Genomic DNA, 16944 nt, shown 5'->3' on the forward strand with positions numbered 1-16944 from the left:
TTAAAAGTGTCAGTTAAACGCAAATATCCCTATAATATTGCCATTCTCAGGTCATTTTTGGGGATTAATCAATATTTTATTGTAAGGTTAATAATTTCATTTTTGTTCATTACAAAACAATTTTCCTTAAATGCTCAGGATCTTCGGTTTAGCCAGTGGCATGCATCCGAAACATACGTAAATCCTGCTTTTACCGGTGCTTATAGTCAGCCACGTATCATTTTAAATTTTCGCGATCAATGGCCCGACATGCCACAAACATACATTTCTTATCGGGCATCCTATGATGGATACATCAATGCGATAAGAAGTGGTATTGGAGTTTTTGCCTATCAGGATAACCAGGGTGATGGAGCCTTACAATCCACTACAATTGGAATGCAATACATGTATCAGGCAAGACTTTCAGAAAATTGGGCCTTGAATTTCGGATTGCAATTGAGTTATTTGCAATACCGGTTGAATTGGGCAGATCTGCAGTTTTACGATCAGATAAACTTATTGTATGGTTTTAATGATGCATTTGGCAACCCGAATGTATCATCGGAAGCCGCACCCGCTGTGCTTTCTGACGCATCCATTGACCTGGGGGCGGGATTGCTTTTATACAGCAATAATTTGTACGTTGGGTTTTCAGCATCACATCTCACACAACCAACATTGAGTTTTTATGGAGACAATACCAATGCAATACCCGTAAGCATTTCAGGCCAAACGGGTGTATTTATTCAAGGCCCGAAGAAAAAAAATCCACTCATCGTAAATCCATTTGCTTTATACACCAATCAGGCAGGGTTTCAGCAGATTCAGGCAGGTTTGTATGTAAAAAAGGGGATTATTTTGTCGGGATTGTTCTTTAAACACAATACTTCAAATCTAAGCGACGTTGTTATATGTGCGGGTTTATCGAAAGGTTTGGTTAAGTTTGCTTATAGTTATGATATAGCAATTGGCGATCTGGCAGGGGTTAGTGGGGGTGCTCATGAATTGTCGCTGATGTTTAGTTTTAAGGAAAATAGCAATCGTACAAAAAAAAATAGCCAAAAAAGTATGCTCGATTGCCCCTCAGTTCTATGAATGTAAAAATAAGTTTTATACATTTGCGTTAACTCTGTAAAAAGATCAAAGTATGAAAAGAAAACTTCAGCCTGCAATTGTATTCTCAATTGTAGTTATTGTGCTCGCATTTTCTACTTCCTGTAAGAAAAGGTCGTCGGTTACTAATTTTAAGTACAACGATGCCAAATGGGGGGGATTTGAAGCACACAAATTCGCAGGACAAGCCACAGGACCTAATCTTGTGCTCGTTCAGGGAGGAACATTCGTTCAAGGATGGTCCGAACAGGATGTTACCTTCGAATACAACAATATTGCCCGCAGGGTAACAGTTTCATCGTTCTATATCGATGAAACCGAAATATCCAACCTGCAATATCGTGAATATGTATACTGGGTATCCAAGCAGTTCCCCGATTTTCCGGAAGTTATCAAAAACTCATTGCCGGATACATTGGTATGGCGCGAAGAACTTGCCTTCAATGAACCGTATGTGCAGTATTACCTTCGTCACCCATCTTACCAAAATTACCCTGTTGTGGGAGTTTCCTGGTTACAGGCAACGGAGTTTTGTAAATGGAGAAGCGATCGTGTAAACGAAATGATACTTGCCCAGAAAAAATACATCGACGTAAATACAATGGGAACCGGTGAAGATAACTTTACAGGTGAAACATATATGACCGGACAATATACTACCGGTATTAAAAAAGGTAAAAAAGATTACAGTCCATATGCTTCCGATCCAAAAATGGGAAGAACTGTTCGTATGGAAGATGGAATAATTATGCCTGACTATCGTTTGCCGACTGAAGCGGAATGGGAATATGCTGCATTAGGTTTAATTGGTAACAGAGTTCCGGGAAATGAGATGATATCTGACAGAAGAATTTATCCTTGGGATGGAACTTCACTCCGTCAGCCATCTGCAAAAGAAAAATGGGCTCAGGGTAAAATGCTTGCAAACTATAAACGCGGTCGAGGTGACTATGCGGGTATAGCAGGTAAATTGAATGATAATGCTATCGTAACTTCTCCGGTATATTCATTTATGCCGAACGATTATGGTGTATATAATATGGCCGGTAACGTAAACGAATGGGTTGCCGATGTTTATCGCGCAGTTACTTATGCTGATATGGAAGATCTTAATCCTTATCGCGGTAACGAATATATGGTGCGTGACCTTGATGAAGATTCTTATCCATTATTGGATTCATTGGGTAGAATTAAATACCGCCCTGTGAAAGATGAGGAATCTGTAAACCGCAGAAACTATAAAAAAGGATATGTAGTAGATTATCTGGATGGAGACTCCACTTCAAGTGTTACTTATGAATATGGTAAGTCTACTTTGATCAGCGATAATGCAAGAGTATATAAAGGTGGATCTTGGGCTGATGAAGCTTTCTGGTGTTCACCGGGCTCACGTCGTTATTTGGAGGAAGATCTGGCTACTGCTACTATTGGTTTCCGTTGTGCAATGATCCGTTTAGGTGGTGATGTTGATAATGAAACTAAAGGTGGTAATCACTTCAAGAAAACCAAAAAACAAAAGAAAGTGAACAAGACCGACAGGAACATGAATAAATTCTGATCTGTTCGTAACTTATATAAAAAGCCTTCCTGTTAAATGGAAGGCTTTTTTATTTAGATATGTTTATGCTCACTAAATTTTTGATATGTTTCGAATAGGATTTAGGTGCTTTAGATACTAACGGTCAAAAATGATAACATATTTTCATGTCTATTTCGCTGTTAGCTTTTTCATATCAAAGAATGATGCACATAAACTTTTTATTCTAAAAATATTAAACTTACCTTTATAAATAAGATATTTTATTATTATCGATATTTTTAATTTATAGAATTTACTTGAATGAAAAAATATCTTTTTATTGCCTTAATTTTTTTATCAGACTATACATTTTCCCAACCTACTATTACTTGGCAAAAATGTTTTGGAGGAAGTGTTAGTGATTGGTTAACCGATGGAAAACCTACACTTGATGGAGGGTATATATGTATGGGAAAAGCAATTTCAACAGATTTTGATTTGTTAGGTGTTTGTTGTCCTAATGGAGGTGCGGCTTTATGGGTTGTAAAGTTGGATAGTAATTTTGACATTGAATGGCAAAAATTATTCAATACGACCACACTTAATGAAATTAATGACATATTTGTTAACCTCGACTCTACTTATACAATATTCGGCACTGTAGAAGTTTCGGCCATCGAATGCACATGCAACCACAGTGAATCCCAAGACATTTGGATGATTAATCTAGATATTTCTGGAAACATTTTATCTCAAAAATGTTTTGGTGGTTCTTCATATGATGTTTTAAATAATGTTATTAAATGTCAAGATGGAGGGTATCTGATTGGAGCATATTCAGGCTCAATAAACGGAGATGTCGGTTATCATTTTGGGTCTGGTTTTGTTCCTGATGCGTTGGTCTTAAAAATTGATGCTCAGGGAAACATTAAATGGACTAAGGTTTTAGGAGGTACTGGATATGATGGTGCCTTTGTAGCTGAAATAACTGAAAATGAGTATTTTATTAATGTAAATACAAGTTCAAGTGATTATGATCTAACGGGTTTAATGCCAATTGATGAAACGGGTGGCAGATGGTTAATCCTAATGGACTCTACAGGACAGGTAGTAAAAGAGAATTTTGATAGATCCTTTAACTTTCAATTTAACCTTTTTACTCCGTATAAATTTGTTGAAGGCCAGTTTATTATTGTTGGTTACAACCAAATTGATACGGGAATTTTTAGTGATAATAAAGGTGGTGTAGACGCTATTGTAGGTCTTTATAATTCTGAACTTCTATTAACTGATGTTGTGCAATTTGGAGGAAGCGAATTGGATGAAGTTTTAAAAGTGAATGATTTTGGGGACGGACACTACTATTTTTCAGGGTGGTCAAGATCATCCGATTTTGATTGCCAGCCAAATCATGGTGAGAGAGATGCCTTTCTTGTTAAGACTGATAGTTCTTTAAATAAAATTTGGTCAAAGACTTTTGGCGCTTCGGGTGATGATCGCATTGGAAACATTATGATGAATAATGGAACTTTATATGCTATTGGTTTGAGTAATATTAATGGTGAAATGGATGGAGATATTACTAATGGTCATTTTATAGATTCAATTGGATCTAATGGTGAAGGTTATATAATGTCATTTTCAAACTCTTCCAATATACCTGATTCTTTAAGTACAATTACAACCTTTTTAATTTACCCTAATCCTACCAGTGGTTTTGTTCAAATTAAATCCTTTTCAACTGAAGAATGTCAATTGAATATTATTTCAATGGAAGGAAAGCGAGTTGAAACCTTCAAAATTAATTTGGGAACGAATAGTATTGATGTATCTGATTTAGCCAAGGGATTTTACATTTTTAATATTGTTAAGGAACAAAATATTTCGTTAAAACAAGTAAAAATATTGATTAATTAAACATAATTAACACCATTGAACTTCGATAAAAAAATATTTAATAACGAGTGTATTTATTGCAATATTCTTTTATGAGCGAAACCATTGAAAAATTATTCGAACTGTTTCAACATTGCAATGGAGTTACCATTGATACCCGAAATATTTCCGCAGGAGAAATGTTTTTCGGTTTGAAGGGATCTAACGTTAATGGAAATGAATTCGCACAAAAGGCATTGGATAATGGAGCAATTTGTTGTGTGGTGGATGATGAAAATTATGTAATCGATCATCATTGTTTTTTGGTGGAGGATAGTTTAATTGCATTGCAGGATTTAGCAAAAAGATATCGCTCCACATTCCAATTTCCGGTTTTAGCAATTACGGGAACAAATGGAAAAACCACGACAAAAGAATTAATTACAAAAGTTTTATCTGCAAAATATATTACCTCGGCAACTAAAGGAAATTTAAATAATCATATTGGTGTGCCTTTAACTTTGTTATCGGTAAAAAAGGATTGTGAGTTTGCCATTATAGAGATGGGCGCAAATCATCAAAAAGAAATTGAATTTTATTGCAGCATTGCTGACCCCGATTTTGCATTAATTACTAATATTGGAAAAGCACATTTAGAGGGATTTGGAGGGATAGAGGGTGTGCTTAAAGCAAAATCGGAATTATACCAATATGTGATGGAGAAACAAGGAATTTTATTTGTTAATAGTGGTCAGCATTTATTGGATGAAATAATTCGCGATTATAAAATGGTGGTAAAATATGGGTTTAAGGAAAATGACTACTTGACCGGAAAAATATTGTTGCTGGATGAATTTGCATCAGTTGAAGTTGATGATGAAATTCAAATTCATTCGAATCTTGTAGGTAATTACAATGCAGAAAATATTTTAGCTGCTGCCTGTGTCGGAAAATATTTTGATGTTGGATACAGCGATATCAAATCAGCCATAGAAGATTTTTATCCTGAAAATAACAGAAGCGAATTAAAAGAGATCGGTGGAAATTATTTTATTTTGGATGCCTATAATGCAAATCCCTCAAGCATGAAAGCTGCTCTGGAAAATTTTCATCATTTAAAAGCTGAGAAAAAGATCGTTTTAATTGGCGACATGCTCGAACTCGGAGAATTTTCAGAATCTGAACACAAAGAAATTTTACAAATTGCTTTAGGATATAAATTCGACACAATTGTAACAATTGGCCCCGAATTTTTAAAACACAAAACTTCCGGTATCATCCAATTTATGAATAGTTACGAAGCGAAGGAATGGTTTAATGAACAACAATTTAATGGGGCAACTATTTTATTGAAAGGAAGCAGAGGGATGCAATTGGAGAAGGTGATAAATAATAAATAATAATCAAAAAATACAAAACCGGCCAGTGGTCGGGCAGGCATTAATCGGATCACAACCCTGAAACTTTTGCAAACCATGTAAAAAAAGTCAACAGTCAACAGTGGGCAGTCCACAGTCAGTAACATTGGAGATTAATTCTCCGAAATAAATTTTAAATTAATTAAAACGTGAACTATAGCTCCCCTTTGGGGCTGGGGGCCCAATAACAATCAAAAAATAAAAAACATCAATCGGATCACAAGCCTGAAACTTTTGCAAACCATGTAAACTTTTGCAAACCCTAAACCTAAATTAATATCGAATAAAGAACAAGGAATAAAGAACAATAAACAATCCACGCCCGAATGATTTTCCTCCGCTTTAAACCCAGAACTCAGAACTCAGAACCCAGAACTCAGAACCCAGAACCCAGAACTCAGAACTCAGAACTCAGAACCCAGAACTCAGAACCCAGAACCCAGAACCCAGAACTCAGAACTCAGAACCCAGAACTCAGAACCCAGAACTCCGAACGATCAACCCAACTTATGAAATATCCTCAACCATTTTTCCGGAATCTCATTTTTAACTGCAGCCTCATAATCTTCATAAGCGCAAGGAACTAATTGATGGCGTTCGAAACGTTGCTGAACAATAAACGGAACCTCAACCCACCATCTTCCTGTTTTATTGCTTTTCCAAAATGTGAGATCATATTCATTGTCGGCGATATTGACAATATATTTTGTAAAATCTTTTTCTGAAACAATAGGATAATCACTTTTGCGATTATAATATCCATCTACAAAATACCAGATCATTTGTGCAACGAGTTGTGCTGTTAATTCCTGGTTGTCGAACATGGGATTATATTCGTAAATACCAAGGGAAGTAATTTTATCACTCATGCCTGCGTAACGCATCATCTGACAAATTTCTTCTCCTGATAATCCGTTTGGTGTAGCATGCGCATTTCCGGGAGCATCACATCCGCGAATTGCGGTAATATCAATACTCAAAATATCCGCGTCGCGTACTTCTGGTTCGGCAAATTGAATATTTTCTTTCATGCGGCCCAAACGAATGGAATCAAAAAATAAAGCATCAATTGCTTTCAAAATATCAGGTGAAGTAAAATGCGTTTGATATGCAATTCCCGCATAATTAAATAAATATTTTGGTTCGTGTCTGAATATATTTTGTAACCATGTTCGGGAAGGAGGTAAAAATTCCGGTTCGTCCAGATCGATACGTTCATCTATTACCATTAAATTAACTGCCTGACCTAAAAATTCATATCCTGCATATTGCCCGATGGTATTATCCTGACTGCCACCAATTATAATAGGTAAAATCTGTTGTCCCAGAAACCACTCCATCACCATTTTTAAATTTTGATAGGTTTCTTCTACCGTTTCACCGATCAGAATATCACCCGCATCAATTAAATGCAGATCATAATCATTTATGGCAAGTTGGTATAAATGTTTTCTAACGATATCAGAACCTGAAGAAGCGCCACTGTTTTGAAAACTGCCTCTGCTTTCATTAACTCCAATAATGGCGATCAAACATTCGGAGGTATCCGGCATTTCACCGGTATTCACCTTTATTTTATGCGCCCAATGGTAATTCTGAACTTTCCAATCGGTTAAATATTCCGTTGTTCTTACAGGGGTGAGCAGCTTATTGATCATGGGTTAAAATTGCCCCTAAAATGTATATAATTTTAGTCGGGTTTACACCTTAAATGAAAGGGTTTGTCTATTTATTCAGTCATTAGGATATGGCTTTTATTTTACCGGTGTTTAACGGATGTGAATTTTTTCGGAGTGGATTGTTTGGGTTTTTTAGGGTATCAGACTTAAATAATTGCGAAGAAATTCGCTCATTTTCTTAATGGGGATTAGTTTTGTAACATGTTACTATCGGTTTCTGAATTTTTAAACACAGAGTTTTTTCAAAATACAGGTCGGCAATGGTGTTGGCTTGCCGGTGTTATTGTGTTCGTAATATTATTCAAACGGTATATTTCCAAGTTTATAAGCTTATTATTATTCAGGTTAGTTCAACGAACCGATGCCAGTGAATTGCCGGAAGAATTTTTGCGGCTAATTCTCAAGCCACTGCAATATCTCATTGTATTGGAAACCATTTATTTCGGATTTAAAGCGCTTAATTATCCATTCGATCCGGAAAATGAGGTATTAAAAAATTATGTACTGCTGATTGCTAATGGTGTATATAAATTTCTTTTTGTTTTAAATGTTGCATGGTTGGTATCCCGTCTGGGGGATTTTTTAGTTGCAGTATTAAATCATCGCGCATTAAAAACCGAAGATCCCTGGGACGACCAGTTGGTGGTTTTTTTAAAGGAAATTATTCGTATACTCATCTGGATAATTGCATTTTTGGCAGTACTGGGATCTGTTTTTGCCGTTAATATTTATTCCATTGTAGCTGGCGCTGGTATTGCAGGTATTGCCATAGCCTTTGCGGCACAGGAAACACTGCAGAATGTATTCGGAAGCATTTCTATATTCACCGAGAAACCCTTTGTGGTTGGCGATCTTGTGGAAGTGGATGGAGTTACCGGAAAAGTAGTAAAGGTGGGATTCCGGAGTACTCGTATCAGAACAATTGATACGAGTTATATGACCATCCCCAATAAAAATATCGTAAATAATAAAATGAGTAATCTCGCAAGACGCACCTCGAGAAAAGTGCATTTTAACATGGGACTTACCTATAATATCACGCATGAACAATTAAACAATATTGTTAAGCAAATAAAAAGCTACGGGGAAAATCACCCCAAAAAAAATGAAGCTGTGAATGTCGGGGTTTATAATCTGACAAATCTCGGCATCGAAATTTCTGTTGAAATGCACTTTAATTACGAAACATGGGATAATTATATTAAGACACGTAATGAGGTATTATTGGAGATCATGAGGATAGTTAAGGATAACAATGCTGAATTTGCCTATCAAATTCCGCTGATTTCCGCTGAAAAAAAATCGTAATTAGTTTGATTGCCGCTTTTTCAAACCATCAAATTTTTTATAGCAACTATCTCATATTGAGTCTATTGTATAATGTTGTGGATAAAAAAGGTATTACTTTTTATTCAAAACAGAGAATCCATTGCCTTTTTATCCAACCATTTCTGTGTTCTTGTTTAACTTTGTGTTTTAATGGAAAACTTCGAAAAAGTTCCCGCCGTAATATTGTTGGCCGACGGAACTGCCTTTAACGGCTACAGCGCAGGCAAAATAGGGACAACCACAGGCGAAATTTGTTTTAATACCGGTATGACCGGTTATCAGGAAATATTCACAGATCCAAGTTATTATGGTCAGATTCTGGTGATGACCAATGCCCATATTGGCAACTACGGAACTTATAAGGAGGATGTGGAGAGTAATTCGATAAAGATTTCCGGACTTGCCGTTAAAAATTTTACCAATCAATATTCGAGAAGACTTACCCAGGATTCTATACAGGATTATTTATTGGATGAGAGTTTGGTTGCTATTAGTGATGTGGATACACGTGCAATTGTTCGCCATATCCGCAGCAAAGGTGCTATGAATTGTATAATCAGCAGTGAAACTACGGATATAGCAGAATTGACCAAAAGATTAAAAGAAGTTCCCGATATGAATGGTCTCGAACTGGCAAGTTTGGTTTCCACACAAACGCCTTATTTTATCGGAAATGCAAATGCAGAAAAAAAGGTGATAGTTTATGATTTTGGAGTGAAAAAAAGTATTTTGGATAATATTTCAATGCGGGGATGTTATTTAAAGGTTGTTCCGGCAAAAACTGCTTTTGAAGATACACAGGATTTTAATGCAGACGGATATTTTATATCCAATGGTCCCGGCGATCCGGCAAGTATGGGTTATGCAGTGGAAACAGTAAAGAAAATATTAAACAGCAATTCGCCATTATTCGGAATTTGTCTCGGTCAACAATTATTGGGATTGGCGAATGGCGTTTCCACATATAAAATGCATCATGGCCACAGAGGTTGTAATCACCCGGTTAAAAATTTAGTAACAGGCTTATGTGAGATCACAACACAAAATCACGGATTCAGTATTAAGGAAGAGGAAGTGCGTGCATCCAAAAATATGGAAGTAACACACATGAATTTAAATGATAATACCATAGAAGGATTTCGCCTCACAGATAAAAAAGCATTCAGTGTTCAATATCACCCCGAAGCAACCCCGGGCCCGCACGATGCCAGGTATTTGTTTGATGAGTTTGTGAAGATGATGGGTTGAGGAGTGGGGAGTTGGCAGTGGCAGTAGGCAGTGGCAGTAGGCAGTTTGACTGCCTGAAAATTATAGCCTGGCATTATATTTATCGATTTTTTATAGTTAACAAAAAATATTAATATTAAAGATTCAATTATAAATTAACTCCAATTATCAATTATCAATTGTCAATTGTCAATTATCAATTATCAATTACTATGAGCCATATCATTAACATTTTCGCAAGACAAATTTTAGATTCCAGAGGAAACCCTACTGTGGAAGCAGAAGTAACAACAGAATTTGGTGCAATTGGTCGCGCTGCAGTTCCTTCCGGAGCTAGCACCGGCGTGCATGAAGCTGCAGAATTACGCGATGAAGATCCTGATATTTATTTAGGGAAAGGCGTTTTAAAAGCGGTGGAAAATGTAAATGATTTTATTGCAGATGAATTAGAAGGACAAAATGTGCTCGATCAAAATCAATTGGATAAATTGATGATAGAATTGGATGGTACAGCAAATAAATCGAAGTTGGGTGCAAATGCGATATTAGCAGTTTCACTTGCTTGTGCTAAGGCAGCAGCTATAGAAATGAATATTCCTTTATATAGATATGTGGGAGGAGTTAATGCGAATACCTTACCTGTTCCTTTAATGAATATTTTAAATGGTGGTGCACATGCCGATAATAAAATTGATTTTCAGGAATTTATGATAGCTCCCATTGGCGGAGATAATTTTTCAGATGGTTTAAGAATGGGTGTGGAGGTATTTCATCATCTTAAAAAAATATTAAAGAAAAAAGGATATTCCACAAATGTTGGTGATGAAGGTGGATATGCACCAAATATTCAAACGAATGATGAAGCAATAGAAATTGTTTTAAATGCGATTGAAAGTGCCGGTTATATTCCGGGAGAAGATATTATGATCGCGCTTGACCCTGCAGTAAGTGAATTTTACGACAATGAGAGTAAAATGTATATTTTCAAAAAGTCGGATGGAAGAAAATTAACTTCTGAAGAGATGGTGGATTACTGGGTGAATTGGTGTAAAAAATATCCAATTGCAAGTATAGAAGATGGAATGGCAGAAGACGATTGGTCGGGCTGGAAATTAATGACGGAAAAACTTGGGTCTAAAATTCAACTGGTAGGTGACGATCTTTTCTGTACCAACGTAAAAAGATTGAGTAAAGGAATAAAAGAAAATATTGCAAATTCTATTTTAGTAAAAGTAAATCAGATCGGTTCATTAACTGAAACTATAAACGCAGTTTCGATGGCGCAACGCGCAAATTATACCTCGGTTATGAGTCATAGAAGTGGTGAAACAGAAGACACCACCATTGCCGATCTTGCAGTTGCCTTAAATTGCGGCCAAATTAAAACCGGCTCCGCCTCCCGCAGCGACCGGATAGCAAAATACAATCAACTGCTCCGGATAGAGGAGGAGCTAGGCGAAAACGCAGTTTGGCCAGGGAATGTGTTTTTAAAATGAGTTGGCAAGGTTGCCAAGGTTAGCATGGTTTACAAGGTTTATTTCGGAGGAAAAACCTCCAGTCTGACGATCTGCGACTGCGACTGCGACTGCGACTGCGACTGCGACTTTTTGAAAAAGTTACAATGTTAAAATAAGTTCCATTCGAAGCGACACTCTCCAATGTTACAAACTGCCCACTGCCCACTGCCCACTGTTGACTGCCCACTTTGACTTATTTTAAAATAGTAAATAATATTTTCTCCCAACCGAAATCTATCATGGTGTCAAACTGCCCACTGCCCACTGTTGACCGCCCACTTTGACTTATTTTAAAATAGTAAATAATATTTTCTCCCAACCGAAATCTATCATGGTGTCAATCTGCCCACTTTGACTTATTTTAAAATAGTAAATAATATTTTCTCCCATCCGAAATCTATCATGGTGTCAATCTGCCCACTGCCCACTGTTTACTGTTCACTCCCCCACTGCCAACAATTTTAAACAATCCACAAAATTTTAAGCATACACAAACGTTATTATCGAAGCGTTTCGATATAATTTTACTCATCAGCTAAAAGCATGTCAATTTTTCAAAGATTCAGAGCCCGCATTAAAGCATGGAAAATACCTTCCCTGTTATTGAATAAATATGTATTTACCATTTTTGTTTTTGCGGTTTGGATGACATTTTTCGATCAGAATAATTTTCTTCGTCAGTATAATCGTATGCACGATCTGAATGTGGCCAGAAGTAAAACAGCATATTATATCAAAGAAACAAAAGTCACCAACCAGCAACTCAACGAATTAAAATCCAGCCAAAAAGCCCTCGAAAAATTCGCCCGCGAAAAATACTACATGAAAAAACCAAACGAGGATGTGTTTGTGATAATGGATAAGTGAAATGATTAGCAAATTAGCAAATTAGCCAATTTGACACCTAACATTGATGGTTTATGCTTCGAATTATAAATGAATTATTAATTTTGGATTCTCGAATGTATATGCTTAATAGTAATTCCAGATAAAAAATTAATTTCCTTCCGACAATAAACCCTATTTGCTAATTGCTTCGAAAGTCTGCAGGTATTGGAACATTTTCTTCGGCTGTTAATCGGTACATTATCTTCGGCTGTTCATCATCACATTGGTATATTAACTTAGTAACCGCCATTAAACTTCCTCACAAACCACTCCACTCCAAGCAAACCTAAAATCAAAAAGAATATCCATTTCAGATTTATGATGGATTGCGTTTTAATTGTTTCGCGCATAACGGGTTTTGCAGAAGAACTTTGTTCTATGGTTGTAATTAATTTTTCCAGTTGATCGGCATATACCATTTGTCCGCCGCTTTGCACTGCGAGCTGATTTAATAAGGAATGATTTGCAGTTGTATTTATTGTCTCCAATCGTATTGGTGAGATGCTGAACGCACCATTATCTTTAAATTCTTTACCATTGTAAACAACTTTTGCATCGTAGGTATAATTTCCGGAAGGAAAATATCCTGCATCAAGAGAATAACTTTTTGTCGTTTTTGAAAATTGGAAAGGAAAATCTTTTCCGTCTTCATTTTTAATTACAACTGTTGCATCAGGTTCATTTACTAATTCATAACTATCGTTATATAATTCCGCATCCAGAATTACGGATTCACTTTCATTTAAAACATTTTTTGCTTGGGAAACGCGGAATTGTTTTTTATCGTTTTTGGCGACAAGATATTGTATCGTTTTACTAATTAATTCGTTTGTTGCATCCTGATTGGTGTTTAAAACATAATCGTACAATCTCCATTTCCAGATATTTTCGCCTAAAAAAATTGCATATTTTTCACTTGCTGGAAGGCTATACACCAGCAATGGGTTCTTCGTATTTACCGACCCAATTTTCTGAAATAAAATCACCTGAGATGCAGGGGAAACAGTGTATTGTCCGTAAGGAGCATTCAGTGCCGGTAATTTTGGAAATACAGAAACACTTTTATCATTTAGTGTAAATAAATTAAATCCATTGTCGAGTGTTGCAGTTACCTCATTCGCCGATTGCCCGGAGGAATTAATGGTAACAAGGTTTTGCATTTTATTAAATGCACTCATAGAAGTTTGTGAACCCGTGATTACCCACAACGGAATATTTTTACTTTTTAAGGAATTTAAAACATCCGGTATTTGATATTTTGAAGAAGGAAGCTGGTGCAATATCACAAGATCATATTCACCAATATTTCCTTTGATTTCCCCTGCCAACTGAATTTCCACTTCGTAATTCTGATTGGATTCTATCGATTGTTTTATAGCATTGATATCCGGGTGAGGGGAATTTGCAAGTAATAAAATTTTTTGTCGCGCATCCAACACTTCAATATAAATATCCTGAACGTTATTATCAGTGGTATTTTCTCCCTCCACCGATTGAATACGCACCTGGTAATGGCGAATGCCCGGAACATCAGCGCTTATTTCCCAACTTACATTAGAATTAAATTGATCACCATTGATGGAAATATTTTTTTCACCTAATACTTTTACTGTGCCTTTTGTAACTTCACTAATACTTATTTTAGGATTTGTGCCGCCACAATAAATAGCCTCTAATTCTGTTATAACATTAAATTTATCTTTTAAATAAACAATATTATTGTGCAATACTCTTGTGATACGAATATCTTTTTTTTGAACCGTGTCTCCCAGAGCAATGGAATAAATAGGAGAACCCAAATCATTTTTTACATAAATGGGATTACTTCCCGTATTATAAATTCCATCACTCGCAATAATTATTGCACCTACATTTAAATTCTGATATAAATTATTGAGTTCACTCAAGGCAGACGAAAGGTCGGTTGACTTTTCCTGAAAATGCATTACATCAATCCCTTCTTTTAAACTTTCACCAAAGGTGTAAGATCTCACATCAAATTTATCTTCTAACGATTTTTGCAGGTCAGTTAATAATTTTTTATAGGCAACAGAATCCGAAATTCCCATTGCAACACTGGAAGAATTATCCTGTGCTAAAATAATGATAGGCTGTTCTGTTTGATTTGACCTTGATTTTAAAAATGGATTTAATAAAAGAAAAGCAAGTATAAATACAGCAAAAAATCGCAATCCTGCCAAAACCCTTTTCCACCAAACTGCAGAAATGGCAGAACCTATCTTTTTCTCCCTAAAATACATTCCCACCGCATACACTCCCCCACACACCACACAAAGCAGCCAAAACCAAGAGGGATAATCAGTAAATAATTGAAAATTCATTCCGTTGCGAATATACGGCGCTTAAACGACGCTAGGGGCCAAAATAATATATAATCAGCGTTAAATTCAGTTATAATCAGACGTTAATTTGTACATTATACAGGCTGTTCATCGGTACATTGGTACATTTTTTCGGCTGTTCATTGGTACATTATTCCGGCTGTTCATTGGTACATCGGTACATTTTCACATTGGTACATTAAGTATGTAATGCCCCACAAACACTAATCGTTTGCCCCGTAACATAACTACTCATATCGCTTGCAAGAAAAACAGCAACATCTGCAACTTCCGAGCCTTGTCCGAAACGACCCAGAGGAATGGATTTAAAATACGTTTGTTTTAATTCCTCCGATAATTCTCCCGTCATATCAGTTTCAATAAATCCCGGGGCAATTGCATTGCAACGGATATTGCGCGATCCTAATTCTTTGGCAATTGATTTTGTGAAACCTAAAATTCCCGCTTTAGAAGCGGAATAATTCGCTTGTCCTCCCTGACCAATTAATCCAACTATAGAAGAAATATTAATTATAGAACCTTTACGCGCTTTCATCATGGGTTTGATGGCAAACTTGGTAATATTAAATACTGATTTAAGATTAATATCAATTACAGCATCCCAATCTTCCTCACTCATGCGCAACATTAAATTATCTTTGGTGATACCGGCATTATTTACAACAACATCCAACGCTCCGAAATCAGTTAAAACATCCGCAATTAATTTTTCCGCATCTGCATAAATGCCTGCATTACTTTTATATCCCTTTGCTTTTATTCCAAGCGCATTTAATTTATTTTCCAACGCAATTGCTTTTTCTTCACTGCTTAAATAAGTAAATGCCACATTCGCACCTGCTTCCGCAAATTTTATTGCAATTGCTTCGCCAATTCCGCGGGAGGCACCTGTGATGAGAGCGGTTTTGTTTTCTAATAACATCATAAAGAGTATTTAGTATTTAGAATATAGTATTTAGATAGGTACTGCCAGGGTTTATGATTGTCGATTCTCAAGGGCAAAAATCTTTATTGTATACTTCTCGATAATTAGTCAGGAGTCAATAGTTATTAGTCAGGAGTAAAAAAGATCCTGACTTCTCGGATCAAACTCACCACTGAAACATGTAGTGATCGACGCAGGAGATCTACTACATGTCACTACTCCCCACTCATCCTTTAATCACTCTCGCCATCAAAGCCCCAATAACAGCCGGAGAATCTGCAACGTGAATTCCGCAATTACGCATGATCTCGATCTTTGCTTCTGCTGTATCTGCTTTTCCGCCTACAATTGCTCCTGCGTGACCCATGGTTCTTCCTTTTGGGGCGGTTAATCCGGCTATAAAACCGACAACAGGTTTTGTTCCGTGTAATTTTATCCATTCCGCAGCATTGGCTTCCATACTTCCGCCAATTTCGCCTATTAATATAATGCCCTCTGTTTCATCATCGGCCATTAATAACTGGATGGCGTCCAAAGTTGTAGTTCCAGGAACAGGATCTCCTCCAATTCCGATACAGGTGCTTTGTCCCATACCCGCCTTGGTAACCTGATCCACTGCTTCATAGGTTAAGGTTCCTGAACGTGAAACTATTCCGATATGTCCCTTTTTATGTATAAAACCGGGCATGATGCCGACTTTTGCCTCTTCGGGAGTAATAATTCCAGGGCAATTTGGGCCAATTAATCTGCAATCCTTGTTGGAGATATAAGCTTTCACTTTTATCATATCCTGTACGGGAATTCCCTCCGTAATTGCAACAATCACCTTTATTCCGGCATCCGCTGCTTCCATAATTGCATCCGCTGCAAAAGCGGGTGGCACAAAAATGATGGTTGTGTTTGCTCCTTCCTGTTTAACTGCATCTCCAACTGTGTTAAAAACCGGACGCTCCAAGTGCATGGTTCCGCCTTTATCGGGGGTAACTCCTCCAACTACATTTGTGCCGTAGGCAATCATCTGTTCGGCATGAAATGTTCCTTCTTTACCGGTAAATCCCTGTACTATTACACGGGAATATTTTCCAACTAATACGCTCATAATCTATTAT

12 protein-coding genes are annotated in these 16944 nt (G+C 36.6%); 8 read left to right on the plus strand and 4 right to left on the minus strand.

The annotated features are described in order from the left end of the window. Positions 1-6: 6 nt before the first annotated feature. From IPI31_06605 to IPI31_06620, 4 genes are all read left to right on the plus strand, one after another. Positions 7-1077 (plus strand): PorP/SprF family type IX secretion system membrane protein, encoded by a 1071-nt coding sequence (locus IPI31_06605; GenBank protein ID MBK7567485.1) that lies wholly within the window; start codon positions 7-9, stop codon positions 1075-1077. A 52-nt stretch (positions 1078-1129) separates the two neighbouring features. After that, entirely contained in the window at positions 1130-2653 is a 1524-nt protein-coding gene (locus IPI31_06610; GenBank protein MBK7567486.1) for an SUMF1/EgtB/PvdO family nonheme iron enzyme, read from the plus strand. Positions 2654-2935: 282 nt separating this feature from the next. Next, the gene (locus IPI31_06615; GenBank protein MBK7567487.1) at positions 2936-4531 is read left to right on the plus strand and encodes a T9SS type A sorting domain-containing protein; all 1596 of its coding nucleotides are present in this window, start codon (positions 2936-2938) and stop codon (positions 4529-4531) included. A 71-nt stretch (positions 4532-4602) separates the two neighbouring features. Continuing rightward, positions 4603-5889, plus strand: a complete 1287-nt coding sequence (locus tag IPI31_06620; GenBank protein ID MBK7567488.1) for a UDP-N-acetylmuramoyl-tripeptide--D-alanyl-D-alanine ligase — start codon at positions 4603-4605, stop codon at positions 5887-5889. A gap of 515 nt (positions 5890-6404) precedes the next feature. Here the strand turns inward: IPI31_06620 and IPI31_06625 are convergent. Further along, a complete protein-coding gene (locus IPI31_06625; GenBank protein ID MBK7567489.1) occupies positions 6405-7565 on the minus strand; it encodes a formimidoylglutamase in 1161 nt (386 codons plus the stop codon). A 408-nt stretch (positions 7566-7973) separates the two neighbouring features. Between IPI31_06625 and IPI31_06630 the strand changes: the two genes are divergently transcribed. The 4 genes from IPI31_06630 (at position 7974) to IPI31_06645 (ending at position 12526) form a co-directional block, all read left to right on the plus strand. Then, the gene (locus IPI31_06630) at positions 7974-8894 is read left to right on the plus strand and encodes a mechanosensitive ion channel (protein ID MBK7567490.1); all 921 of its coding nucleotides are present in this window, start codon (positions 7974-7976) and stop codon (positions 8892-8894) included. Positions 8895-9065: 171 nt separating this feature from the next. Beyond that, positions 9066-10163 carry a glutamine-hydrolyzing carbamoyl-phosphate synthase small subunit gene (gene carA / locus IPI31_06635; protein MBK7567491.1) on the plus strand — a complete coding sequence of 366 codons (1098 nt, stop codon included), beginning with the start codon at positions 9066-9068 and terminating at the stop codon, positions 10161-10163. Positions 10164-10354: 191 nt separating this feature from the next. Then, positions 10355-11638 (plus strand): phosphopyruvate hydratase, encoded by a 1284-nt coding sequence (eno, locus tag IPI31_06640; GenBank protein MBK7567492.1) that lies wholly within the window; start codon positions 10355-10357, stop codon positions 11636-11638. Positions 11639-12202: 564 nt separating this feature from the next. Further along, positions 12203-12526, plus strand: coding sequence for a septum formation initiator family protein (locus tag IPI31_06645; protein MBK7567493.1), 324 nt, complete (start codon positions 12203-12205; stop codon positions 12524-12526). Between the two features lie 257 nt (positions 12527-12783). On the opposite strand, the gene IPI31_06650 is transcribed toward IPI31_06645, so the two are convergent. The 3 genes from IPI31_06650 to sucD all read right to left on the minus strand — a co-directional run bounded on the left by IPI31_06650 (position 12784) and on the right by sucD (position 16934). Beyond that, positions 12784-14889, minus strand: a complete 2106-nt coding sequence (locus IPI31_06650) for a hypothetical protein (protein MBK7567494.1) — start codon at positions 14887-14889, stop codon at positions 12784-12786. A 199-nt stretch (positions 14890-15088) separates the two neighbouring features. Continuing rightward, on the minus strand, positions 15089-15835 hold the full coding sequence (gene fabG, locus IPI31_06655) for a 3-oxoacyl-[acyl-carrier-protein] reductase (GenBank protein MBK7567495.1): 747 nt from the start codon (positions 15833-15835) through the stop codon (positions 15089-15091). A 226-nt stretch (positions 15836-16061) separates the two neighbouring features. Next, positions 16062-16934, minus strand: coding sequence for a succinate--CoA ligase subunit alpha (gene sucD / locus IPI31_06660; GenBank protein MBK7567496.1), 873 nt, complete (start codon positions 16932-16934; stop codon positions 16062-16064). Positions 16935-16944: the final 10 nt, after the last annotated feature.

The organism is Bacteroidota bacterium, assembly GCA_016706865.1.
In the GTDB taxonomy this organism is placed as follows: Bacteria; Bacteroidota; Bacteroidia; order Chitinophagales; family BACL12; genus UBA7236.